This window comes from Bacillus cereus group sp. Bce019, from assembly GCF_051781745.1.
In the GTDB taxonomy this organism is placed as follows: Bacteria; Bacillota; Bacilli; order Bacillales; family Bacillaceae_G; genus Bacillus_A; species Bacillus_A cereus.
In genome coordinates this window covers 1-23,398 of sequence record NZ_JBPWJX010000012.1, presented here as the reverse complement: position 1 = coordinate 23,398, position 23,398 = coordinate 1, and the positions used below count along the sequence as shown (strand labels likewise).

Here is a 23,398-nt window from a genome sequence, read left to right as displayed (position 1 = left end):
AACTTTGATTTTAGACTTGGGGGATAAAAAAGTGAAAAAACAACGAGTTGTTGTAAAGATTGGGAGTAGTTCCTTGGCAGATAGTCACGGAGGCATCTCTACAGAACAGCTTTCAGATCACGTTGCCGCATTGGCTCGGTTGAAAGAAGATGGGCACGAGGTTGTGTTAATTACATCTGGAGCCGTCGCTGCAGGTTTTTCAGCGCTAGGATATCCTAGCAGACCTGTAACGATTAAAGGGAAACAGGCTGCAGCAGCTGTCGGACAAAGTTTGTTAATGCAGGCGTACACGGAGGAATTCCGTAAATATGGCATCGTTACTGCGCAACTTTTGCTGACGAGAAGTGATTTTTCTAGAAAAGAACAATATAGTAATGCTTACGCTACGTTAGGAGAATTATTAAACCGCTCCGCTCTTCCAATTATTAATGAAAATGATTCCATCTCTTTAGAGGAGCTGACGTTCGGTGATAATGATATGCTGTCAGCTTTAGTAAGCGGGCTTGTTTCGGCGGATATGCTTATGATCTTTACGGATGTGAACGGGTTATATGACAAAAATCCTCAGAAAAATGCGGATGCAAAAAAATATTATTTTCTTCCTGAAGTTACGGAAGAAATTTCTTCTCTTGCAGGAGATGCTGGCTCAAAACTTGGGACTGGCGGTATGAAATCAAAAATCGACGCTGCAAAGACAGCGCTCTCTCTTGGTGTGAGTGTATTTATCGGAACAGGACGTGGACAGGAAAAGTTTGTAGATGTTTTGAAGGGTAAGGGTGATGGAACGTATGTTGGTAATGCTCCTCAAAAAGAAATGAAGATGAACAAGCAATGGATTGCCTTACATTCGCTTGTTAGCGGACAAATTGAAGTAGATGCTGGGGCAGCTACTGCCATCATTCAGCATGGTAAGAGTTTACTTCCAGCTGGTGTTACGAATGTATCAGGATTTTTCCAAGTGGGTGAAGTTGTAGAGGTTGTAACGCAACAAGGGCGCGTAATAGGAAAAGGACAATGCACATATAGTGCAGAGGAACTAATAGATGTAAAAGGTATGCAAAGCCAAGATATTCAAGTAAGAGGCGAGAGACATAGTTATGAAGTCATCCATAGGGATCATTGGGTTTCACTTTAAAAAGGAGGAAATAAAAATGAATGAAGTGTTGGCAAAGGGGATAAAAGCAAAAGAGGTTGCTAGAGAGCTTGTGCTTAAATCTACAGAGCAAAAAAACGAAGCACTTTCCGCAATAGCTGATCAGTTAATATTAGAAACAGCTTATATTTTAGAAGAAAACAAGAGGGATATTGAAGAAGGTAAGGCAAAAGGATTTTCTGATTCACTCCTTGATCGTCTTCTGCTAACTGAAAATCGTATTATTGATATGACAGAGGGGATTAAGCAGCTAATTGAATTACGTGATCCTGTAGGAGAATGTGTAAGTGCATGGGAAAGGCCAAATGGACTATCTATTCAGGAGATGCGCGTACCACTTGGTGTTGTCGGGATGATTTATGAGGCAAGACCGAATGTAACTGTTGATGCTGCTACAATTTGTTTAAAAACAGGAAACGCAGTAATACTACGTGGTAGTTCTTCTGCTATCCATTCTAACAAAGCCATCGTTAGCGTTATTCACCGGGCGCTTAAGCAAACTAGCTTGCCTTCAGAAAGTGTACAGCTCATAGAAGATACAACGAGAGATAGTGCAAAACAGTTGTTTACATTGAACGAGTACTTGGATGTTCTTATACCAAGAGGTGGCAAACAATTAATCGATACTGTTGTGAGAGAAGCGTCTGTTCCAGTACTTGAAACAGGTGCGGGAAATTGTCATATATTCATTGATGAAACAGCAGATAAACAAATGGCGTTTAATATTATTATAAATGCAAAAACACAGCGCCCATCTGTATGTAATGCAATTGAGACGATTGTACTTCATGAGAATTGGGCAGAGCAATATGGTAGCGAGTTGTTTTCTTCCTTGAAGGAAAGAGGAGTGGAGCTACGTGGTGATAATAAAGCAGTGGCGATTGATTCTTCTATCTTACTTGCGACAGAAGAAGACTGGGAAACTGAGTTTTTATCTCTCACACTAGCAGTGAAAATGGTTTCCACTGTTGAAGAAGCGATTCATCATATAAATACGTATGGATCTATGCATTCTGAAGCAATTATTACTGAAAACGAGGAAAACGTCAGCAAGTTTTTTACTTCTGTAGATGCCGCGGCACTTTATCATAATGCATCGACTCGTTTTACAGATGGATCCGAATTTGGATTCGGAGCGGAAATTGGTATCAGTACACAAAAGTTACACGTAAGAGGACCAATGGGGCTTCCAGCATTAACTTCTACAAAATATGTGATTCGTGGAAATGGACAAATTCGAAAATAATAATAAAAGACACTCAATTGGCTTGGGTGTCTTTTATTATAAAAATTAATTACCATACAAATAGCCCAACGAGCATAGCACTTAATAAAGAAACAGCCATCCCGCTAACAAGAAGCTTCCAAACATTTTTACCGATGACTGATGATTTTTCTCCGCCAAATAATGAATTGTAAGTTCCGTAAATCATACCTACTGTACTAAAGTTAGCAAAAGAAGCTAGAAATGTCGTTGCAACCGCAACCGTATGCGGTTGTAGCGACTTTAAGTTTGATTTTAAATCCATCATTGCAACAAATTCATTCGTCGTTATTTTGATCCCCATTAATTCAGCTACATACATAGCATCACTGCCTGATAAACCGAGTAAAAATGCAAAAGGACTAAAGATAATGGAGAAGATTTTTTGAATTGTTAACCCCGTTACAAAAAATCCTAAAATCCCATTTAAACATGCTGTTAAAGCTACATAACCAATTACCATAGCTAAAATAACGATAACCATATTCATCCCAACTAACATACTGTTTGAAATAGTAGAAAAGAAATCCTTTTTTTCATGTTTTGAAGGTGTGTAAACAACGTCTTCTTCTTTCGAAACTTCCACAGGATTTAATACATTGGCTAAAATTAATGCGTTAATACAGTTTAATGGGATTGCGCTGAAAATATATGTTGCTGGAACCATTGATAAATAAGCACCAAGAATGGATCCGCTAACGCTACTCATACTCATAATTCCAAAAGTTAATAATCGATTTTCTTTTAAAACAGATAATTGATCACGAACAACCGCAAGTGCTTCGGTGTTTCCTAAAAACATCATTTGAATCGAAAAGAAACTTTCTAACTTTGGTAAACGAGAAATCTTTGAAATAACTGCACCTACTTTATCAATAATCCAAGTTAAGATTCCGAAATAAGAAAGAATATCGAAAAAAGTAATAACAAAAATGATAGGAAGTAACGCACTAAAGAAGAAATCAATGTGCTGACTTTCCATAGCTGAAGGAAATGCAAATCGAATACCTTCATTCGCACATGCTAGTAGCCAACTGAAAAATGACGCAATTTTATTAATGATAATACTGCCGAGCTTTGTGCCTAACATAAACCACGTAATAAAAAGCTCCAATAGGATGAGAATTACAATTGGTCTCCATTTTATATGTTTTTTATTAGGCGAACATAAGAAAATGATTAATATGACAACGAAAATCCCTAACATATTCAATATGAAATACATGTCAACAACTCCTTGAGAGTTATTATTTGTATATAAAAAAGCATCTATTCTTCCAAATTTGGATTATGATTAGAAGTTATGAAGCATGTAAGTTATGTTAGGAATCAATGTATTTTAATTTGAGCAATCGCAGTAATTATCGAACAATTAGCTGTTTTCAATTGTTTTGTTGGATATTAAACGTATGCGATTTTAAACATCGTTTATTCCGGATTAACGAGCAGTAAGATTTTTACCTCAAAATTCAAGGAAAGCAAAGAAGTGAGGTGGAGATGGGCTGCCCGCAAAATCCCGATTGGTAAGAGCTGATTAAAATTTCACTTTATAAATAAGAACGGTGAGTTGGCCATGAACCTTGAAGTTTTCGAAGCTGTATAATTTGTCCTGTATGATAAGCATCATGCAAAAGGATATTCATATATTGTTGCCAAACTGGTAGAGAAGGACTTAGTTGATCTAGTTCTGCTTCTTGAAGGGCGGTTAATGAAGATTGTAAGGCATCATGTACTTGAAGCGTTCGCTTTACGGTTTGCTGCCAAGCGGCATCTTCATTAGGTCCACCTTGGATAAACGTCTCATCATTATTTTGTGGAGCAACAAATGTGTCGTCTTCATGTAAGCGGGAAAGTAGGCGTTCTTTAAAGATTAATAAATGGTTCACATTTTCCCAAATCGTATTACTGGCAGCACCTTCTGGTTGCCAACATGCTTGTTCAGCCGTAAGATTCTTTAACGCTTCTGATATTGGTGGGTACCATTCTTCTTCGTAAAAAACTTGTTGGACTCCATTTTGCAACATTTCTTTTCTTCCCATTCGTATAGCCTCCTGTTCATTTTTCTTAATAAAACCAATTCTCTTTTCTCTTCAATAAACCTTTTCTATAGTTGCACAAGAGGGTGAAAGACAACTTATAACAGAGCCATTAAAAAACTTCTTTTTAATATGATACTTAATAATCAAGGCTTTAATTGAGTCAGAATGAAAAAGAGTATAAACCTTTCTCTATTTGCTCATTGATTAGAGTTTTTTTGAAGTCGCAAAATAATTCTAAAAATATAGAAGGTTAAATTCGATAAAAATAGAATTTGATATATAGCAAACAAGGAGGGGATAAAAATGGAGGTCTATCACATAACGAGTAGAAAGAGGGAAACTTATAACGTTCAAGTGAAATATTCGATACTTTTCGAATGTGCGCTTGGCATTGCAGCAATTACTCATAAGAGGTTAATTGATACACTTGAAAAGAGTCAAAATGAATGGGAAGAAATTAAGAAATCATTAACAGAAGAAATGAGAGAGCACTTACAATTTGTCGAAGAAAATAATACGTGGAAAGCATTGCTTCAGTTGTTGTATGAAGAAGACATACAGGATGTATCACAGTTTCATGTTAAAATCGATTCACTTTCAGAAGAAGATTTGAAGTATATATGTTTACCGTTTTTAGGGGAGAAATATGAGAAAAAAAGACGTTTAGCCGCAAGTAGAGATGGAACTGCAATACATGAACTAAAGGAATTAACACATGATCATCAGTTTTTCTCTACGTACATTCGCTTTATATGTGATGTAGATGTACAAGTGCTGAAATCTCATTTAATCGCTGTAATGACAGGTTGGTATGAGAGTGTAATTAAGAGTGAGGAAGAAGAAATACTTTCTATATTAAAACGAGATTATGAAGCAAAAAATGAAATGAATAAAAAGATGAAGCCGGAAGAGTTTGTCGAGTGGGCGACTGGTGGCGTGAACTATATGCCAGAGCCAAGTGTTCATCACGTACTTCTTATTCCGCAAATGACGTACAGACCGTGGAATATTGAAGCAGATATTGATGATACGAAAGTATTTCATTATCCAGTTGCGAATGAAAGCATTCATCCTGAAGATCCGTATGAACCGAATTATTTTTTAGTTCAAAAACATAAGGCTCTTGGGGATGAGGCGAGATTGCGAATTGTAAAAATGTTGTTTAAAAAAGAACGTACATTACAGGAAATAACGGAAAGATTGCAGCTTGGTAAATCGACAGTACACCATCATTTGAAATTGTTACGTGCAGCGAAGTTAGTTGATATACATGATGGAAAGTATGTATTAAGGAAGAAAGCAGTGCAGTCGTTAGCGAAAGAATTAGAAGCGTTTTTGAGTAGATAATATGCAACAAGAATGTACATAAAGGGAGGAATTTAAGAGAAAAGTTGGTGAGCTATAATGAAGAGTGTATTGAAAAATCGTTCGTTCTTTTTTATGTGGATTGGTAGTGCAATCTCTGAATTAGGAGGGGCTTTCGGAACGTTATGTAATTCAATTCTAGTATATGAGTTAACAGGATCAGAAATGGCTTTAAGTAGTATGTGGTTATTATATTTCATCCCATCACTCATATTGCAATTAATAAGTGGCCCATTTATTGATAAATGGAGCCGGAAGTGGATTATGATATTTTCACAATGGATACGAGCGTCCGTATTTTTATTACCTTTGGTGATGCTAGTTTCGGGTAGTATAGAAGTTTGGCACATTTATGTTGTTCAAATTGTAGTGGGACTTATTACACCACTTTATACACCTGCAAGTCAAGCAATTACACCGAGCATTGTAGGGAAAGAACAACTTCAAGATGCAAATGCGTACATTGATGGAATGACTCGCCTTATGATGTCTCTTGCGCCAGTATTAGGCGGAGTAGTCATTCATTTGATTGGAACAGAACTTACATTATCTTTCGTATGCATATGTTTATTTGTTAGTGGCACTTTCTTATTTTATATAAAAGAAAATAGAACGTCGCAACCTATTCGGAAAACGTGGCTAGAACAGTTTTTTCACGGTTTTACATATTTTTTCACAAAACCAATCATCATTTGGCTCGGTATATTTCTTACTTTCGTGCAGTTTGGAGTAGGGGTAACGATGGTCACAAATCTTCCTTATATAAAAGACGAGCTGTCAGCGGGATATGCAGAGTACGGTTATTTCATGGCAGGTTTTCCACTTGGCTACGTAATTGGCTCAGTATTAGTCGGAAAAGTAACATATAAAAGTCGGCGTATACTTATGCTTGGAGGATTGTTTATAGGGGGACTCACATACATTTCATTAGGATTCAATCATAGTATTATCATTGCAATAATAATTGAAGTAATAGCAGGGATTTGTATTGCATTTTTCAATGTTCATAACACGACAATATGCCAACAAACCGTGCCGAATAATATGATAGGACAAGTATTTTCAGTGCGCTTATTTTTCATACGATCCGCTATGCCGTTAGGTGTGTTAGTAGGGGGCATATTGAGTGAAATGTGGGGAGTAAGAGCACTATACTTTATTATCGGTTCAATTATATGTGTCACTTCTTTAGTCGGAATCTTACTTCCATATTTCAAATTTTTAGATGAGGCGATAGAAAAGAAATCAGCATAATTCAAAAAATTAAAACTTTACAATTGAAAATAATTATCATAATCAATTATAATAGAAGAATACTAGTATTCGTATAACAAAGAGGGAGTGGGATATATGTTTATCGAAACGAAAACATTTACAGTAAAAGAAGGTACATCAAATATAGTTGTAGAACGTTTCACTGGAGAAGGTATTATTGAAAAATTTGAAGGCTTCATCGATTTAAGTGTTCTCGTGAAAAAAGTAAGACGCGGCGACGAAGAAGTTGTCGTAATGATTCGCTGGGAATCTGAAGAAGCATGGAAAAACTGGGAAACAAGTGAAGAACACTTAGCTGGACATAGAGCGGGCCGTGGTAAACCAAAGCCAGATCATATTATTAATGTGGATCATGCAGTTTATTATGTGAAATCATCGAAATCGGCTTATCAACAGTCGTAATATATAAGTAGAGGATACATGTTGTAGAAGCAATCATGTATCCTCTTTTTTATGACTGGGGGGATGGGAATGATAGGAAATCTTTCATTCATTTAAAAAAACGTTCTAGGCTATGGAGAAAAGTATTAGACTTATAAAGCATAGTCTTAGACGGAACGCTTGAATATCTTACCTTTCATATTTAAGTGTTATGAAAATGAGTCTACATACCCTCTGCTTAAAAGGAGATGAGTGAATGAAGTTAAATCATTTGAATTTATGTGTTGATGATTTATCAGAAGCGAGACATTTCTTTGAAACATTTTTTGATTTTCAATTTTTAGAGCAAAAGGGAAAGGCATTATTAGTAATGAGTGATGAAAGTGGATTTATACTTGTGCTGAGCGATCCAAAAGCATTTAAGGGAAATAAGGAAGTTATGTATCCTGAAGCTTTTCATATTGGTTTTTTAGTGGATACTTCAAATGAAGTTGATCAAGCGTATAATCGTTTAGTAGCAGGCGGCATTGAAATAGATAAGGAACCTTATTCGATGCGAGGTAGTAGTTATGGTTTTTATTTTACAGTATTTAATGGCTTATTAATTGAAGTGTCTTGTCTTGATTATAGAGAAGGTAAGAAAATTTCAAAGCTTAATAGCGATCAACAAGAGTAATCATTTGAAGGTGTATAAAATTTAAGTATGTATCATATTAGAAGACGGATTATGAAAGTTTCACTGTAAAGTAAAAAAGACAGACTAATAAATAGTCTGTCTTTTCACATTAATTCTTCACATCATCATAAAGTTCAAGTGCCTCTTTCACATTCAATCCATTTTTCACAATGCCATGTATTGCTTGGATCATCGCAGCTGGGTGCTCGGATTGCCATATGTTTCGGCCCATGTCTACTCCAATTGCTCCTTCTTGCAATGCATTGTACGTAATGTTTAATGCGTCTTCAATTGAATCTAGTTTTGGGCCGCCCGCGATGACGACTGGGGCAGGGCATGTGCTCGTTATTTTTTCGAATCCTTCGCAGTAATACGTTTTAATAATATCAGCACCCATTTCAACACATACGCGGGAAGCAAGTGCTAGAAAGCGAGCTTCACGTTTTTGTAATTCCTTTGCGACTGCGGTAATGCCGAGTACTGGTAGGCCGTAATCATGAGCTTCAGAAACTACATTTGCGAGATTTGTAACAGTTTGTGTTTCATAGTCTGATCCGACAAAAACAGAAACGCCAACGCCAATTGCGTTTTGCTTCACTGCTTCCTTCACAGGTGTAACAATTGTTTCATTCGCTAAATCTTTACCGACGACAGTAGCGCCACCAGATACACGCATAACCATCGGTGTGCTGCAGTTTTCAGGAATGCAGGAGCTAAGTACACCGCGTGTTAAAAAGAGGGAGTCTGTATAAGGAAGTAAGTTTTTAACTGTTTCAAGTGGTTGTTCTAGTCCGTGAATTGGTCCTAAGAAATAACCGTGATCTATTGCTAACATAACCGCTCTACCATCAGGTAAAATTGTATTTAATCGATTTTTAAATCCCCAAGTCATTCAAAATCACTCCTTCGTTAATGTTGGATTTTCCGTTTGTACCGTATCTTTATTTGGTAAATGTGGTGACTTTATAAAAACAGCTTTAAAAGGTTTGTCAGAATGGTTAATCAGATAGTGAGATTCATGAGGGCGAACTTGCAGGACATCACCTTGTTTAATCGGAACTCTTTCGTTATTTACATAGAAGTCTATTTCACCTTCTAATGCATAAAAGACCTCTTCGCACGTCGTATGATAATGGTTTTGAAACTCCTGGCCCGGTTGAATGACAACAAGGCCAAGATCAATATTTGGCCCTTGTATTAAATATTTCGGCCCGTTATCACCGAAGCGATAGGAGAAGTCATTTTCATTCGCTTTTAACATACAGTTCACTCCTTTATGTAATGTGTTACAGTGCACCAGGCGCAATCCACATATGTGAGGTGAGCCCTTTATCAGCTAAAGCGAGCTGACTGTCATATACAGTTTTCCATGTTTCATAGAACTCTTTATATAGTTCGTGATTTTCAGTAACTGGTTCGAATGTTTGCTCCCACTGTACAAACTCTTCGGCAGTTTCTTCCATAGATGAATATATGCCAGCACCAACTCCAGCAGCAATCGCAGTTCCTAAAGCAGCTGCTTCTTTCACAACAGGTACTTTTACAGGAATACCGAGTACGTCTGATAGAATTTGTGGCCATAGTTTTCCTTTAGCGGCACCGCCAGCAAAAATAACTTCAGAAGGGAATGTGCCAGTTAGATTTTTTATTAATTTTAAGTTTCCAAGTGTAATGAAGGCTGCATTTTCTTCAATAGCACGAAACAGTTCTTTTTTTCCGCATTTGTCAGCGTCTAAACTTAAATTTAAGAATGAAGGTGCGGCATGACGCCAAGAAATGTAGTTCATAACGTTTGAAAAAGTAGGGATAATGCCATGTGAACCGACAGGTACGTCTTTCGCTTGTTCTTCTAGTAATTCATAAGCATCTACACCAAGTTTATCAGCAAGTTTCTTTTCCTCTTGGCAAAAAGCGTCTCGAAACCAGCGCATAACGAGACCTGGGAAAAAGGCGATTGTTTCATATTGCCATAGGTTCGGAACGACGTGACAATTTACTCGAATCGCAGCATGTGGATCTGTTATTGGCTCAGTAACATTCACTTCTTGTTGCCAAAAGCTACCCCCGCATATTAACGTTTGATTTGGTTTCACGATTCCTGTTCCGAGCGATGCCATTTGAGCATCTCCACCCCCGGCGACGACAGGAATCCCTTCACGTAATCCAGTTAATGCTGCACACTCTTTTGTAACGTTGCCAATTACTGTACCAGCTTCATTTACTGTTGGTGAAAATGGCAAAGATAGACCGCACTCCTTAGCGACATCGTTATCCCACACTCTATTTTGTAAATCAAAAATACCTGACGTGCATCCGTTTGAGGGATCAATTTGTAGTACGCCGCTTAGTTTATATAAAATCCAATCGTTTAACATTGTAAAAGAGTAAATATTATTATAGACGTCGGGTTCATGTTTTTTTATCCAGAGTAGGCGTGGTAAAGCACCTAATGAAAAAGTTTGACCAGACTTTGTATATAAATCTTTTTCAAGATGTGACCGAATTTCTTTTAATTCACTAACTTCGACGGATGCGCGCCCATCAACATTTGCACACGCCCATATTTCTTGCCCATCTTGATCATATAAAACAAATCCTTCTCGCATACTTGTAGCGCTAATAGCAAGAATAGAAGAGGCAGGAGTGTTGCTTTTTTGAAGCACCTCTTTCGTACATTCTTGTACTAGCTTCCAATTTTCTACTACATCAAAGTTCATAGAGCCTGGATAACGAAGGTCAGATTTGTGAATCCATTCTTTTTGACTTACTGCAATTTGATTACCATGTAAATCAAAAAGAACTGCTCGAATGCTCCCTGTACCAGCATCGAAAGCTAATAAATGGGTCATTAACAATCACCATCCTTTCGTAATAAGGAGAGGGCAGTTTCCTCATCGGTAATTAATGAATGAATAAACTTTCCTTTTAAGGCACCATAAATTGCATCTATCTTTTCAGTACCTCCAGCAACACCGACGACATGCTTCATATTGCGCAAAATAGAGAGGGGCGTGCCAATTAGACGATTGTGATGCGAGAGTTCTAATAAATCGCCATTTGTATTATAAAACTGTCCTAAAATATCGCCAGCACCGTTTTGACTACGAATATATGTCATCTCACGTAGTGTTAATTTTTCTTCTTTTACAATCGTAGCGTCTTGAGATAATCCCCCAATACCGACAACAGCCGTATGAGCAAGTGAAGCGACTTGAAGCATATCTTTTACACTCGGTTCTGATAGAATACTTTGTGCCATTTCGGTTGTAGACGCTAGAAACGGCGTAGGGATAATGTGAAGTTCGCCTTGCATGTAGTGTAAATAGTTTTGTTTTCTCGGGAGATAGTGATTTACCCCGCCTGTGAGCGTTACGATTGAAAGGTTGATAGAACTTTCAAAATGAATGTTTTCTAGCATTTTGCTAATTGTTTCTCCCCAGCCAATACCGAGTAAATCGCCTTGCTGGAGATGAGTTTCTAAATATTGTGCAGCAGCTTTTCCGAGAGAAGCGTGATAATTGTTTACTGGGGTAGGGATAATAAAAGCATCTTTTAAGTGGAATTTTTTCATTAGGTCACGCTCAATACTTAAACAGTGCAAACCAGTCCCTTTTACGTGAAATGTAACGATACCTTCACTCCGCGCTTTATCTAATAACCGGACGACTTTATTTCTTGAAATATGAAGAAGTGACGCGATCTCCTGTTGTGTTAATTGGTCTTTATAATAGTACCAAGCTACTTTAGTTAATAAATTTTCTTCAAAGTTCAGCTGAGTCATACTCTTCATCCCTTTCAACAATTGACCACAGCTTAAACATATGTACCATATATTTTGTTTATTCCAGTTGAAACGATTAATAGTACGTAGAAAAAAGTGTTCTAGATATAAAAAAAGGAATATACAATGCTACAAAACAAGTAGAACAAATAATCATTTTCTCAAAAAATGTTCTGGATAAAGGCAGGTGACATCATGTGGAGAACGTACCTTTATTACAAGTAAAGAAAATGAGTAAGGCGTTTTTAAATCAACTTGTATTAAAAGAAGTGAACTTACAAGTAGAGCGCGGAGATATATACGCTTTAGTGGGGGGAAATGGCGCCGGGAAATCAACATTAATGAAAATATTAACGGGGTTATATTCGTATGATGATGGAGAGATGTATGTAAAAGGAAGGAAGCAACAGTTTTCAAATCCATCAGAAGCACACCGAAAAGGTATTTATTTAATACCGCAAGAACCACTCATTTTTCCGCATATGACTATTGAAGAAAATATATGTATCGGGTTAAAAGAAAAGAAAAAGAAACTAAAAGTACAGATTCAGCAATTGATTAGCAGCTTAGGATGGGATATTGACCTTAATAAACTAGGAGGAACATTATCGATTGCGCAACAACAGTTAGTAGAAATCGTTAGAGGATTAATAAGAGAAGCTGAGATTCTTATTCTAGATGAGCCAACATCGACATTAACAACACACGAAATTAAGAGTCTTTTTGTGTTGATGAAAAGTTTACAAGAAAAAGGAATTGGGATGATTTATATTACGCATCGTTTTCCAGAAATCTTTGAAATTGCCAACAAAGTAGCAATACTACGTGATGGAATGGTTGTAAGCCAAGGTGATGTATGTGACTATACATATGACATGCTGATGGAGGGACTATTGCCAAAAGGATATAAACAGAAAGAGAAAATAGAAGTAGTTCAAGAGACAGTAAAGACGAAAAAAATATTAGAAGTGGTTGATATAAATGGTCACGCATTCGAAAATATATCATTCACTGTACATGCGGGTGAGGTTGTAGGTGTTGCTGGCATTATAGGATCTGGCAGAACGGAATTAGCAGAAGCGATATTTGGATTGAAAACTATAAAATCAGGGTCTATCTTATTGGGTGGAAAATCAATTGATACGTGTTCTTTGCATAAAAGGCTAGACGAAGGACTAGTTTATGTGCCAGAGGATAGGGCGAGGAATGGAATTTTCTCAATTGCTTCTGTTAAAGAAAATATTGCAGCAGCAAGTTTATATCAAAATAATCGCTTTTTTATAAATAAAGAAAAAGAAAGCGCTTTAGTTAATTCGTTTATAGAACAGTTCCGAATTGTTGTACAGGATATGAATAAAGAACTGGCATCTTTATCAGGAGGTAATCAGCAGAAGGTCGTGCTTGCGAAGTATCTTGCATGTAATCCTAAAATTATTATTCTTGATGAGCCGACTCGCGGAATTGATGCGAAAGCAAGGCTTGAAGTGTATGAGACGATAAAAAAAATGAAAAGGGAAGGACTCGCAATTTTATTAATCTCTTCAGATGTTGAAGAAATTGTCCAATTAGTAAACCGTGTATATGTAATGAGAAATGGGCGATTTGTTTCTCATATGGAAAAAGAACAACTGAGTGTGAATGAAGTTACACGCCTTGCATACGGAGGTGTAGCGGAATGAAACATATGTTAAAAATGCATGAAACGTCTATCATACTGTTACTACTAATTTATATAGCTATTGTAGGAATGATAAACCCTAGTTTTATTCAATTTAACTCGTTATCTTTACTGATGAAATCAAGCGTTATTTTAGTCGTGCTAGCAATCGGTCAATCGTTCGTCTTATTTACGAAAAATATAGATGTATCAGTTGGTTCAAGCATGGGGTTAAGTGCAGCAGTTTGCGGAATGATGTTAACGAATGGGTATAGTGCATTCTTGTCGATATTTGTAGCTATTATACTTGGGGCCATTATTGGTTTCGTAAATGGTATTGGAGTTGCGAAGTTTCGGGTACCAGCCATTATTATGACATTAGGCATGTTAGGAATTATTAGAGGTACAATGTTAATTTTCACAGGCGGGAAGTGGATTGAAGATATTCCAAACGATTTTAAGCAGCTGTCATCTATCATCATTCTTGGTTTACCTATAACTGTATGGTTCGTTCTTATTATTTTACTACTACTATACTTCTTTTTAAGAAAAGTGCCATTGGGAAGATACTTTTATGCGGTAGGTGATAATGAAGATGGCGCGAGGCTTATTGGTATACCTGTAAATAAAGTGAAGATATATGCGTTTATGATTTCAGGCATAAGCGCTGCGCTCGCTGGTTGCATATTTGTTATGAATATCGGTTTCGTGCCAAATCAAACAGGTACAGGATTAGAATTACAAGTAATCGCAGCCGCTGTACTAGGAGGAATTCATTTAAAAGGAGGAACAGGATCTTTATTTGGAGCTGCATTAGGAGCGTTATTTTTAGAAACAATAAGTAGCTCACTCGTCTTTTTAAAAATACCAGCATTTTGGAATAATGCTATTTCAGGTTTTTTATTATTACTTATCATCATATTAGATAGTGTTATGAAAAAGTGGAAGGCAGAAAGGAGGATGAATCTATGAAGTATGTATATAGATGGGAAGGGGTTCTAATTGTATTACTTCTTGTAGAATTCATCCTTTTTAGTTTAATAAATAGTGATTTCTTAAATATTAGTAATCTCCTTTTTAGTACAAATGATTTCCTATTTATCGCAATTGCGGCGATACCAATGACTTTTGTTATAGTAACAGGAGGAATTGATGTATCGATCGGCTCAATAATGGGGCTCACTTCAATCTTAATCGGTGTACTTTGGATGAACGGAATACCTATTTTGTTTGCTGTTATAATCGCCCTAATAATTAGTTGTTTAGCAGGCGCTTTAAACGGACTCATTATAAAAATGACGGATGTAGAACCACTCGTCGTTACACTCGGAACGATGTTTTTATACGGGGGAATTGCCCTCGTCATTTCAGGAGGGGCAGGTGCTTCTGGGTACGAAGGAATAAGCGGTTTACCTGACACATTTGTACAACTGGCAAATGGTAGTTTTATAGGAATACCGAATTTATTATGGCTACTGATCGTATTAACAGTTTTATGTACTGTATTATTTCACCGAACTATATACGGGCGCCATGTAAAATTAACAGGTGCAAACGAAAATACAGCAAAATACACCGGGATTAAAACGAAAAAAGTAGTCATTATTGCTTACATACTTTCAGGGTTAGGAGGTGGATTAGGAGGCGCTTTCTTAACTGCCTACTTCGGTTCCGCACGTGCTGATATGGGAAGTGAAACAATTTTACCAATCATTACAGCAGTCGTATTAGGCGGGACACTTATTACGGGGGGAAAAGGAAGTATTATTGGTACTGTACTAGCGAGTATTTTTATTGGGCTCATGCAGTATGGCTTGCAAATGACGGGTTTAACAAATGAACAATCCAATGTAGTAATAGGTATTATCCTTATTCTTTCAGTTATTATGAGACATTTCAAATTACATCAATTCTTAGCGGAGAAAAGAAAGAATTTGCATAAGGGGGAAATGTCATGAAGAGAAAACTGGGGATTGTATTGATTGTATGTATTTGTTTAATCGGTTTAATTGCGTGTTCTAGCCAAACGGCAGATAAGAAAAAGGTTGATGATGTGAAATTTGCATTTATTCCGAAATTAACAGGAGTTGGTTTCTTCACATCGGGTGGTGAAGGGGCAAAAGAGATGGGAGATAAGTTAGGCGTGCAAGTGAAGTATGATGGACCGTCTGAAGCGAGTGTTTCAGGGCAAGTTAAATATATAAACAATTTCATTAATCAAAACTATGATGCGATTATGGTTTCATCTACGTCAGTGGATGGGTTATCGCAATCACTGCAACGTGCTAAGAAAAAAGGGATGACGGTGTTAACATGGGATTCTGATGTGAATCCGAAAGATCGTTCTTTTTATATAAGCCAAGGAACACCAGACCAACTTGCTAATTTATTAATAGAAATGACTTCAAAGCAAATTGGAGATAAAGGAAAAGTAGCCTTCTTTTATTCTAGCCCGACAGTAACGGATCAAAACCAATGGGTAACGAAAGCGAAAGAAATTATTAAAAAGAAATATCCGAACTGGGAAATTGTAACGACGCAGTACGGTGAAAATAATGCGCAAAAGTCTTTGTCAGTAGGAGAGAATATTTTAAAAACGTATCCTGATATTAATGCAGTCATTTGTCCAGATGCAACGGCACTTCCGGCAATGGCACAAGCAGCTGAAAATTTAAAAATGGATAAAAAGGTTGTCGTAACTGGCTTCTCTACACCAAACGTTATGCGTGATTACGTAAAACGAGGAACAGTAGCACAATTTGGTTTATGGGATGTAAAACAACAAGGTGCTCTCGCAACGTATGTAGCAAATGAAATTGTTGTAAAAGGGAAGAAGTTAAAAGTAGGGGATAGCTTTGAAGTAAAAGGAATTGGAAAAGTGAAGGTAGAGCCAAACTCCATTCAAGGATATGATTATGAGGCAGAAGGGAATGGAATTATCGTATTACCAGAACGAGTTGTATTTACGAAAGACAATATTGATAAGTATAATTTTTAGTAGACAAAAAAACGTCCGAATATATCGGACGTTTTTTTATTTCTTCATTAATTATGAACAGTTTCTTTTTCGTTTAATCCAAGTGTACGACCAGTAGAAGTGTGAAGATCTTGGAACAATCTTGGATTTTCAGTTAGTGAAATGCCATATGAAGGAATCATTTCTTTTATTTTTTCTTCCCATTCTACCATGCGGCTTGGGAAACATTTTTCTAATACTTCAAGCATGACGTGAACAGCAGTAGAAGCACCTGGTGATGCGCCTAGTAATGCGGCGATTGAGCCGTCAGCTGCACTTACTACTTCTGTACCAAATTGAAGTGTCCCTTTACCGCCAGCATCAGTATCTTTAATTACTTGTACACGTTGCCCAGCAACTACAATATCCCAATCTTCACTTTTCGCGTTCGGAATGAATTCGCGTAATTCTTCCATACGTTTTTCATGTGATAACATAACTTGCTGAATTAAGTATTTTGTAAGTCCCATTTCTTTTACACCAGCGGCTAACATCGTTAAGACGTTATTCGGTTTTACAGAACCGATTAAGTCAAGATTTGAACCTGTTTTTAAGAATTTAGGTGAGAAGCCTGCGAATGGTCCAAACAGTAAAGCTTTTTTATTGTCTATATATCTCGTATCTAGATGAGGTACAGACATTGGCGGAGCACCAACCTTAGCTTTACCGTACACTTTCGCATGATGTTGCTCTACAACTTTTTGGTTTTTACATACCATAAATAGTCCACTTACCGGGAATCCACCGATATGTTTTGATTCAGGGATACCAGTCTTTTGAAGTAGAGGTAGGCTACCGCCACCGCCGCCAATAAAGACGAATTTAGCAGTATGATGCTCAATTTTACCACTATTCATATCGTGTACTTTTACTTCCCACAAACCATTTTTCGTGCGCTTAATATTTTCGACACTATGCTTGTAGTTTAGCTCGACATTTTTTGTTTTTAAGTAATCAAACAACATACGTGTTAATGCACCGAAGTTAACATCTGTTCCAGAGTCAATCTTCGTTGCCGCCATCGGTTCATTAGATGTGCGGCCTTCCATAATGAGTGGAAGCCATTTTTTTAATGTTTCAGGAGCATCAGAAAATTCCATTCCTTGAAACAGTGGATTTTTTGAAAGCGCTTCAAAACGGTTTTTTAGAAACTCAACATTTTTTTCCCCTTGTACTAAACTCATATGAGGTAGTGGCATAATAAAATCTTGTGGATTACGAATTAATTTGCTCTTTACAAGATATGCCCAAAATTGTCTTGAAAGCTGGAATTGCTCATTCACTTTTACAGCCTTACTAATATCTATAGATCCGTCAGCTTTTTCGGAAGTATAGTTCAGTTCGCATAGCGCAGAATGCCCTGTACCTGCATTATTCCATTCGTTAGAGCTTTCTTCCCCGGCACTTGCGAGTTTTTCAAAAACTTTAATTTCCCATTCTGGTGCTAATTCTTTTAGTAATGAGCCTAACGTTGCACTCATAATTCCTGCACCAATTAAGATAACGTCTGTTTTTTGCTGCATGTTGCTCATGATAATCTCTCCATCCCCTATATTGGCAAAAAAGTGTAGGTGTTTTCTATGTCTAAGCCGTAAAAGAGAAACACCGCCTAGGCCCCACCTAGGTGTATACCTTTTTTGTCTCAATTATATAACCATCTCATACTCTATTATAATAATTAATAGACTAAAATATCTAGTGTTATCTGATAATTTTAAACTATTTAACGTTTTATTCGCTAAAAATCTTATTTAACAAGCTCTTTTAAGGTGATAAATAGAAAAAAATTACAGTTTGAAATTATCTCGAAAAAGCTTACGTATCCTTAAGTGACTAAATCGAGTACCTTTTTATAGGATTATTCTTTCTGTAATGGTAAGATTATTCTGAAAAATAAAAAGGAGGGACTCTAATGTGTACAAAAGAACAAATTTCAAACTTATTTCGAAACTTTTCAATAAAGGAATGTAAAGGGTCAAGTGATTTATATGAATATTTATCAATGAAAATTGCTGAAGATGAGGAAGTACTTACACTATCGTCCTATGCTCAGGTAGGTCAACCAGTCCCAAACTTACTATTAGGTGCAGTACATTATTTATTGTTAGCAGGGAAAGAACATCATTTAAAAACGTATTATAGTAGTTTAGTTGAAAATGCTGATACAAATTTAGATAAAGCTTTTAATCATTTTAAAGATTTCTGTAAAGAGTACCGAGAAGAAATCATTACTTTGTTACAAACGAAACTCGTTCAAACAAATGAAGTAAGACGGTGCGCATACTTATACCCAAGTTTCTGCTACATATTTAACAAAGTGAAGAAGCCGTTAGCGTTAATTGAAATTGGGACAAGTTCTGGGTTGCAACTGTTCTGGGACCAATATAGTTATTCGTACGGGACGGATGAAATGTACGGAAATATAAATTCAAATGTGCATGTAACTTCTGAAATAAGAGGGACGAATGTGCCACATTTTCTAAAAGAAAGCCCATCTGTCGTAGAAAGAATTGGACTGGACTTACATGTGAATGATTTACATAATAAGGAACATTATTTATGGTTACGTGCTTTAATTTGGCCAGAACATAAAGAAAGGCTTGAGATGTTTGATCAAGCTGCATCTTTAGTGAAAAATGAATCTGTCCAATTAATAGAAGGAGACGGTGTAGAGCTATTATCATCTATTATTGAACAAATAAGTGAAGAAGCTGTTATTTGTATTTTCCATACACATGTTGCAAATCAAATACCAGAACAAGTAAAACATAAGTTAGAAAAACAAATACAAGAAATTGGCGCAAAACGTGATGTATTCCACCTGTATAACAACATGTGGGATCGTGACCTTCATATTGATTATTATATTAACGGAAACGAATATCGTGAAACGGTGGGAGAAACAGAAGGGCACGGGAGATGGTTTAGCTGGAAGATTGGAAATGAGACGCTTATTTAGATTAATAGGGGCGCCCTCACTTGTAAAAGATGGGTCCATAGGCTCAAGCATTGACTAAATGGTTAAGGAATAAATGTATTACATTTAAACCCCATAATGGATCATGTACTTCTGTTCTGCTGCAGCTTGTACAATTTTTGAAGCTAACTCATTCAGCTCATCAGATTTTCTGAAGAACTTTGAGGATGTAACTGTTTCATAGAAAATTGCTAATGATTCAGGCGGGATAATTGTAATACCACAGTAAGCTAAACCGTATTTCTGATTTTTGACTGTATGGAAGTAGGTTTTCATAATTGATAAATTTTGATTTAAACTACTGATAATATCATCATCAACAGATATACAATGATATTTCTCTGGTGTATAATCTTCGTAATTTTTTTGAGAAGTAAAATCGTCAATTATTCCAAAATCATGGACACATGCCATCATTATCATCCTTTCAACTTTAATAAAGTGAGCTCTATTAAAGTAAAATCGTCATTTTGTTTACGTGTAATAGAAATGATTATGTAGTTCATTAGTATAGTACTTCATAAAATATCTTCGTTTCTTCTTCGTGAAGACAGTTTACTTATCGGTAAACTCATCGGGAGCCCAAGTGGCGATTTCATTCCCAGGTGCAGCGACTACAAGCCATTGCTCACATAGGACACCAGCTTGCCAACATTCATAATAATCATGAAAACCATTTAAAAAAATAATTTGTCCACTCTCTAATGTAATAATTAAATGAGGGCTTTCTAAGCCAAGTTGTATATCGGTAACTTTTTGTCTTCTTATCTTACATATTCTTTCATATTCTTCTTTCTCAGAATAAACTTCAAATTCATCTTCATTTAATGGGTAGCTTTTTTGAGGTTTATTAAATAAACACCATTTGGATTCGATATTGATATATAATTGTCCGTCATAATAAACTGAGTCGTGAAAGTTTGTGAAATGAATCTTTATAGCGCCTGGAGAAATACCAAATTGTAATCCATCAACTTGTGATCCGATGAATAGATTTTTTAACACTTTTTCAGCGTGAATTTTATCCTCTGTATTCATTATTGAATTCCTCCTTTTCATAAAAATATACCTTATATTTTTATTGTAATAAATAAATTTTCATGTAAAATGAACCTTTTGTGAAAAACGAGCGAATATAGTGTGAAGGATTATGAGAGGGGAACGGAGCTTTGGATGAAGTACAATTAAAAGAATGGCTATATAAACGAAAGTATGTTATCTAAAAAAGACCTTGAGAAAGTGTTACTTTCGATTGCTGAATAGATATTTAGTAAAAGAAGCAACTAATAATTATATTATGTAAACTCTTTTTGTAAAACACCCATAAAAAAATGGATGTTTTATATTTTGATATATTAGGTGGAATATATAGTTTAAAAAAGCGGAATACTTTGCGGAAAGTTAAAGACATTTTTCGCAAAGTATTCCGCTTTTACTTCCATTAATCGGTCAAAGTTGCAACTGAAGTATGCATCTGGCCAATTTTTAATGGATAGGTCAGGAGTATTAACATAGACACCTTTTGTAAATGGAAGCATTGCTAAGCGGAAGTCTTCAACCCATCGAATACTTCCACCAGCACCTTCTGGCTGTTCCCAAGTAGCGAATATTGGCATGTTTGATAGTGCTTTTCGGTAAAAGTAAGCAGTTGCCTCATTTGGCACCTCAACAACAGCACCGCCTAATCTGTGGAAAAATACGGAGGTGGTGGAAAAGGGTAAGTTAAATCGTAATTTCTATTTGATTGCCTTCTGGATCGCCTATTACACTTTCATAATAGCCATCTCCAGTAAAACGTGGTCCATTTAATAAAGGATAACCAGCATCTTTTATCACCTTTGTTAGTTCATTCACACGTTCTTCACTACCGACAGAAAAAGCCATATGAGTGTAGCCGGTTATGTTTAAATTAGGCTTATTTTCAATCCCTTTTTTACGCATAAGTTCAAGTCTTGCTCCAGATTCGAACGTAATAAAATAAGATTCAAATTGTTTCGTTTTATTATGATATAAAGAGTTTGCTTTACCATTAAAGTATTTCATATAAAAATCACGCATACATTCTAAGTCATTTACCCAAATTGCAATATGTTCAATTTTCATAGGTTTCACCAATCCTATCTGTATCAATTAGGCTTCCACTGTATTAAATTTGCATTTGCATTGCAACAATTTTGCTTCGCTATTAAAGCTAGTTGTTAATTTTTGATTATGTACGTACATACAATATGTAATTAAGTGAATGACCATCATAGTAATTACAGAAAAGGGTGAATGAAGCATATGAATCAATTTGAGCAAATGATGTACGTTGGTGTCATCATGTCTATTGTACTATCCGTAATGATTTTAGGGTCCTTATATTATAATCCTCGACTTTCGTTAACTGATTATCCGAAAGATATTCAAAAGGTAGTTTTTCCAAAATCGATTCATGAAAAAAAGCAAACCATTTATTTTAATATTGTATATAATACTATTCTTTTCGGTACTCCTTTCGTTTCTACATATATACTACATAAGCATGAAAAGTTAATGTATATGGATGCCTATTTACACACTTTTGGTATTTTAATGATTTTCAATTTAGTAGATTTACTTATAATTGATTGGCTAATTTTTTGCTGGATTACTCCAAGGTTTGTTGTGATTCCTAGTACGGAAGGTATGAAAGGATATAAAGATTATAAGTTTCATTTAAGAGGGGCTATTGTCGCTACTCAAATTTTAGCAATCGTAAGTTTATTTTTGGCGGGAATTGCCACAACTATTTAGTGTGAAGAAGGGCATGGAGCTTTTATAAAAGATAAGGAGATTTATAATATATAGAATTAGAAATGAGAATTTGATAGTATTGGAGTAAGGAGTTTTAATAACAGTATATTAAACAATATTAATATGCTGTTGCAAATGTTTTGATATTATGTAAAATTATACAATTTTACAGAGACATTTGATAAAATTCAAAAAATTTAATGGAGGGTAATATGAAAAAAGTAATTGGCGCAGCAACAGCAACTGTTTTTGGATTGGGAGCGTTTACTACAACTGCTACCGCAGAAACAATCGTAACAGCAGATGTACTTAACGTACGTGAAAAACCGACTACAGAATCAAAAGTGGTCGAAAAAGTAAAGAATGGGCAAGAGTTAAAAGTCATAAATACCGAAGATGGCTGGTCAAAAATTGAGTTGAATGGTAAAGAAGTGTTTGTAAGTTCGGAGTTTACAAAAGATGTATATCATGTAACGGCGAATTTGTTAAATGTACGTACTGAAGCAAACACGGATTCAGAAATTCTTGGCAGACTAAAAAAAGATGATGTAATTGAATCAACGCATCAAGTAAAAGACGGATGGCTGCAATTTGAGTATAAAGGAAAAACTGCTTATGCAAACGTTTCTTTCCTATCAAGTACAGCACCAACTGAAAAGAAAACTGAAGAGAAAACGAAGCAAGTAGCGAAAGTACAAAAATCAGTTAAAGAAAAGAAAGAAATAAAGACGCAGAAAGTAGCAAAAGCGAAAGAAACAACGAAAGCACAAGAAATAGTAAAGCCTAAAGAAGAGGCAAAAATCAAAGAAGAAGTAAAAGTTAAAGAAGAACCGAAAGCGCAAGAAATAGTAAAACCTAAAGAAGAGGCAAAAATCAAAGAAGAAGTAAAAGTTAAAGAAGAAGAAAAAGCGCAAGAAATAGTAAAGGCTAAAGAAGAAGTAAAAGTTAAAGAAGAAGAAAAAGCGCAAGAAATAGTAAAGGCTAAAGAAGAAGAAAAAGCTAAAGAAGAAGAGAAAGCTAAAGAAGAAGAGAAAGCGCA

General features: G+C 35.9%; 24 protein-coding genes. 13 read left to right on the top strand and 11 right to left on the bottom strand.

The features are described from left to right. Positions 1-31: 31 nt before the first annotated feature. Positions 32-1,135, top strand: a complete 1,104-nt coding sequence (gene proB, locus ACS2QP_RS16815) for a glutamate 5-kinase (protein ID WP_000744803.1) — start codon at positions 32-34, stop codon at positions 1,133-1,135. A 16-nt stretch (positions 1,136-1,151) separates the two neighbouring features. Further along, positions 1,152-2,399 carry a glutamate-5-semialdehyde dehydrogenase gene (locus tag ACS2QP_RS16810; RefSeq protein WP_400154794.1) on the top strand — a complete coding sequence of 416 codons (1,248 nt, stop codon included), beginning with the start codon at positions 1,152-1,154 and terminating at the stop codon, positions 2,397-2,399. Positions 2,400-2,448: 49 nt separating this feature from the next. On the opposite strand, the gene ACS2QP_RS16805 is transcribed toward ACS2QP_RS16810, so the two are convergent. Both ACS2QP_RS16805 and ACS2QP_RS16800 read right to left on the bottom strand, forming a co-directional pair. Next, entirely contained in the window at positions 2,449-3,642 is a 1,194-nt protein-coding gene (locus tag ACS2QP_RS16805; RefSeq protein ID WP_000273596.1) for a NupC/NupG family nucleoside CNT transporter, read from the bottom strand. 322 nt (positions 3,643-3,964) lie between these two features. After that, positions 3,965-4,456: a DinB family protein gene (locus tag ACS2QP_RS16800; RefSeq protein WP_438882651.1), complete on the bottom strand. Its 492-nt coding sequence runs from the start codon at positions 4,454-4,456 to the stop codon at positions 3,965-3,967. A 303-nt stretch (positions 4,457-4,759) separates the two neighbouring features. Here ACS2QP_RS16800 and ACS2QP_RS16795 point away from each other — a divergent pair, with 303 nt between their 5' ends. The 4 genes from ACS2QP_RS16795 to ACS2QP_RS16780 all read left to right on the top strand — a co-directional run bounded on the left by ACS2QP_RS16795 (position 4,760) and on the right by ACS2QP_RS16780 (position 8,153). Continuing rightward, entirely contained in the window at positions 4,760-5,803 is a 1,044-nt protein-coding gene (locus ACS2QP_RS16795) for an ArsR/SmtB family transcription factor (protein WP_438882650.1), read from the top strand. Between the two features lie 57 nt (positions 5,804-5,860). After that, on the top strand, positions 5,861-7,075 hold the full coding sequence (locus ACS2QP_RS16790) for an MFS transporter (RefSeq protein WP_438882649.1): 1,215 nt from the start codon (positions 5,861-5,863) through the stop codon (positions 7,073-7,075). Between the two features lie 96 nt (positions 7,076-7,171). Beyond that, a complete protein-coding gene (gene hmoA, locus ACS2QP_RS16785; RefSeq protein ID WP_000469498.1) occupies positions 7,172-7,498 on the top strand; it encodes a heme-degrading monooxygenase HmoA in 327 nt (108 codons plus the stop codon). A gap of 235 nt (positions 7,499-7,733) precedes the next feature. Next, positions 7,734-8,153 carry a VOC family protein gene (locus ACS2QP_RS16780; RefSeq protein ID WP_438882648.1) on the top strand — a complete coding sequence of 140 codons (420 nt, stop codon included), beginning with the start codon at positions 7,734-7,736 and terminating at the stop codon, positions 8,151-8,153. Between the two features lie 109 nt (positions 8,154-8,262). Here ACS2QP_RS16780 and lsrF read toward each other — a convergent pair whose 3' ends face one another. From lsrF to ACS2QP_RS16760, 4 genes are read right to left on the bottom strand one after another with little or no spacing between them, the layout of a single operon-like run. Continuing rightward, a complete protein-coding gene (lsrF, locus tag ACS2QP_RS16775) occupies positions 8,263-9,045 on the bottom strand; it encodes a 3-hydroxy-5-phosphonooxypentane-2,4-dione thiolase (protein WP_000219782.1) in 783 nt (260 codons plus the stop codon). Positions 9,046-9,051: 6 nt separating this feature from the next. After that, positions 9,052-9,414 carry a cupin domain-containing protein gene (locus tag ACS2QP_RS16770; RefSeq protein ID WP_000909986.1) on the bottom strand — a complete coding sequence of 121 codons (363 nt, stop codon included), beginning with the start codon at positions 9,412-9,414 and terminating at the stop codon, positions 9,052-9,054. 25 nt (positions 9,415-9,439) lie between these two features. After that, positions 9,440-11,002, bottom strand: coding sequence for an autoinducer-2 kinase (lsrK, locus tag ACS2QP_RS16765; RefSeq protein WP_438882647.1), 1,563 nt, complete (start codon positions 11,000-11,002; stop codon positions 9,440-9,442). Next, positions 11,002-11,934 (bottom strand): sugar-binding transcriptional regulator, encoded by a 933-nt coding sequence (locus ACS2QP_RS16760; RefSeq protein ID WP_000192709.1) that lies wholly within the window; start codon positions 11,932-11,934, stop codon positions 11,002-11,004. Before ACS2QP_RS16760 ends, lsrK begins: the two co-directional genes overlap by 1 nt. Positions 11,935-12,131: 197 nt before the next feature. Between ACS2QP_RS16760 and ACS2QP_RS16755 the strand changes: the two genes are divergently transcribed. Genes ACS2QP_RS16755 through lsrB form a run of 4 tightly spaced genes read left to right on the top strand, consistent with a single transcriptional unit; the run spans position 12,132 to position 16,589 of the window. Beyond that, positions 12,132-13,613, top strand: coding sequence for a sugar ABC transporter ATP-binding protein (locus ACS2QP_RS16755; protein WP_000432615.1), 1,482 nt, complete (start codon positions 12,132-12,134; stop codon positions 13,611-13,613). After that, positions 13,610-14,563 carry an ABC transporter permease subunit gene (locus ACS2QP_RS16750; RefSeq protein ID WP_000682144.1) on the top strand — a complete coding sequence of 318 codons (954 nt, stop codon included), beginning with the start codon at positions 13,610-13,612 and terminating at the stop codon, positions 14,561-14,563. Before ACS2QP_RS16755 ends, ACS2QP_RS16750 begins: the two co-directional genes overlap by 4 nt. Beyond that, complete coding sequence (locus ACS2QP_RS16745) at positions 14,560-15,549, top strand: ABC transporter permease (protein ID WP_000878521.1); 990 nt, start codon at positions 14,560-14,562, stop codon at positions 15,547-15,549. The genes ACS2QP_RS16750 and ACS2QP_RS16745 overlap by 4 nt, the downstream gene beginning before the upstream one ends. Beyond that, positions 15,546-16,589, top strand: a complete 1,044-nt coding sequence (gene lsrB, locus ACS2QP_RS16740; RefSeq protein ID WP_000823660.1) for an autoinducer 2 ABC transporter substrate-binding protein LsrB — start codon at positions 15,546-15,548, stop codon at positions 16,587-16,589. Before ACS2QP_RS16745 ends, lsrB begins: the two co-directional genes overlap by 4 nt. 47 nt (positions 16,590-16,636) lie before the next feature. On the opposite strand, the gene ACS2QP_RS16735 is transcribed toward lsrB, so the two are convergent. Next, positions 16,637-18,139, bottom strand: a complete 1,503-nt coding sequence (locus ACS2QP_RS16735) for a malate:quinone oxidoreductase (RefSeq protein WP_000069138.1) — start codon at positions 18,137-18,139, stop codon at positions 16,637-16,639. A 380-nt stretch (positions 18,140-18,519) separates the two neighbouring features. Between ACS2QP_RS16735 and ACS2QP_RS16730 the strand changes: the two genes are divergently transcribed. Continuing rightward, positions 18,520-19,566, top strand: coding sequence for a DUF2332 domain-containing protein (locus ACS2QP_RS16730; RefSeq protein WP_017673831.1), 1,047 nt, complete (start codon positions 18,520-18,522; stop codon positions 19,564-19,566). An 84-nt stretch (positions 19,567-19,650) separates the two neighbouring features. Here the strand turns inward: ACS2QP_RS16730 and ACS2QP_RS16725 are convergent, their stop codons facing one another. The 4 genes from ACS2QP_RS16725 to ACS2QP_RS16710 all read right to left on the bottom strand — a co-directional run bounded on the left by ACS2QP_RS16725 (position 19,651) and on the right by ACS2QP_RS16710 (position 21,687). Beyond that, entirely contained in the window at positions 19,651-20,001 is a 351-nt protein-coding gene (locus tag ACS2QP_RS16725) for a hypothetical protein (protein WP_001999997.1), read from the bottom strand. A 138-nt stretch (positions 20,002-20,139) separates the two neighbouring features. Continuing rightward, complete coding sequence (locus ACS2QP_RS16720; protein ID WP_400154791.1) at positions 20,140-20,622, bottom strand: hypothetical protein; 483 nt, start codon at positions 20,620-20,622, stop codon at positions 20,140-20,142. Between the two features lie 335 nt (positions 20,623-20,957). Beyond that, a complete protein-coding gene (locus ACS2QP_RS16715) occupies positions 20,958-21,248 on the bottom strand; it encodes a BBE domain-containing protein (protein WP_002041349.1) in 291 nt (96 codons plus the stop codon). A gap of 58 nt (positions 21,249-21,306) precedes the next feature. After that, positions 21,307-21,687, bottom strand: a complete 381-nt coding sequence (locus tag ACS2QP_RS16710) for a VOC family protein (protein ID WP_000687535.1) — start codon at positions 21,685-21,687, stop codon at positions 21,307-21,309. Between the two features lie 180 nt (positions 21,688-21,867). Between ACS2QP_RS16710 and ACS2QP_RS16705 the strand changes: the two genes are divergently transcribed. Together ACS2QP_RS16705 and ACS2QP_RS16700 are read left to right on the top strand one after the other, a co-directional pair. Further along, the gene (locus ACS2QP_RS16705; RefSeq protein WP_001071244.1) at positions 21,868-22,359 is read left to right on the top strand and encodes a hypothetical protein; all 492 of its coding nucleotides are present in this window, start codon (positions 21,868-21,870) and stop codon (positions 22,357-22,359) included. A 212-nt stretch (positions 22,360-22,571) separates the two neighbouring features. After that, positions 22,572-23,398: SH3 domain-containing protein (locus ACS2QP_RS16700; RefSeq protein ID WP_438882646.1), on the top strand; the 827-nt coding region annotated here is incomplete at its 3' end.

Coding starts and splice junctions, on each gene's coding strand:
- ACS2QP_RS16810 (WP_400154794.1), top strand. CDS start 1,152: ATGAATGAAGTGTTGGCAAAGGGGATAAAAGCAAAAGAGGTTGCTAGA.
- ACS2QP_RS16805 (WP_000273596.1), bottom strand. CDS start 3,642: ATGTATTTCATATTGAATATGTTAGGGATTTTCGTTGTCATATTAATC.
- ACS2QP_RS16800 (WP_438882651.1), bottom strand. CDS start 4,456: ATGGGAAGAAAAGAAATGTTGCAAAATGGAGTCCAACAAGTTTTTTAC.
- ACS2QP_RS16795 (WP_438882650.1), top strand. CDS start 4,760: ATGGAGGTCTATCACATAACGAGTAGAAAGAGGGAAACTTATAACGTT.
- ACS2QP_RS16790 (WP_438882649.1), top strand. CDS start 5,861: ATGAAGAGTGTATTGAAAAATCGTTCGTTCTTTTTTATGTGGATTGGT.
- hmoA (WP_000469498.1), top strand. CDS start 7,172: ATGTTTATCGAAACGAAAACATTTACAGTAAAAGAAGGTACATCAAAT.
- ACS2QP_RS16780 (WP_438882648.1), top strand. CDS start 7,734: ATGAAGTTAAATCATTTGAATTTATGTGTTGATGATTTATCAGAAGCG.
- lsrF (WP_000219782.1), bottom strand. CDS start 9,045: ATGACTTGGGGATTTAAAAATCGATTAAATACAATTTTACCTGATGGT.
- ACS2QP_RS16770 (WP_000909986.1), bottom strand. CDS start 9,414: ATGTTAAAAGCGAATGAAAATGACTTCTCCTATCGCTTCGGTGATAAC.
- lsrK (WP_438882647.1), bottom strand. CDS start 11,002: ATGACCCATTTATTAGCTTTCGATGCTGGTACAGGGAGCATTCGAGCA.
- ACS2QP_RS16760 (WP_000192709.1), bottom strand. CDS start 11,934: ATGACTCAGCTGAACTTTGAAGAAAATTTATTAACTAAAGTAGCTTGG.
- ACS2QP_RS16750 (WP_000682144.1), top strand. CDS start 13,610: ATGAAACATATGTTAAAAATGCATGAAACGTCTATCATACTGTTACTA.
- ACS2QP_RS16745 (WP_000878521.1), top strand. CDS start 14,560: ATGAAGTATGTATATAGATGGGAAGGGGTTCTAATTGTATTACTTCTT.
- lsrB (WP_000823660.1), top strand. CDS start 15,546: ATGAAGAGAAAACTGGGGATTGTATTGATTGTATGTATTTGTTTAATC.
- ACS2QP_RS16735 (WP_000069138.1), bottom strand. CDS start 18,139: ATGAGCAACATGCAGCAAAAAACAGACGTTATCTTAATTGGTGCAGGA.
- ACS2QP_RS16730 (WP_017673831.1), top strand. CDS start 18,520: ATGTGTACAAAAGAACAAATTTCAAACTTATTTCGAAACTTTTCAATA.
- ACS2QP_RS16725 (WP_001999997.1), bottom strand. CDS start 20,001: ATGATGGCATGTGTCCATGATTTTGGAATAATTGACGATTTTACTTCT.
- ACS2QP_RS16720 (WP_400154791.1), bottom strand. CDS start 20,622: ATGAATACAGAGGATAAAATTCACGCTGAAAAAGTGTTAAAAAATCTA.
- ACS2QP_RS16710 (WP_000687535.1), bottom strand. CDS start 21,687: ATGAAAATTGAACATATTGCAATTTGGGTAAATGACTTAGAATGTATG.
- ACS2QP_RS16705 (WP_001071244.1), top strand. CDS start 21,868: ATGAATCAATTTGAGCAAATGATGTACGTTGGTGTCATCATGTCTATT.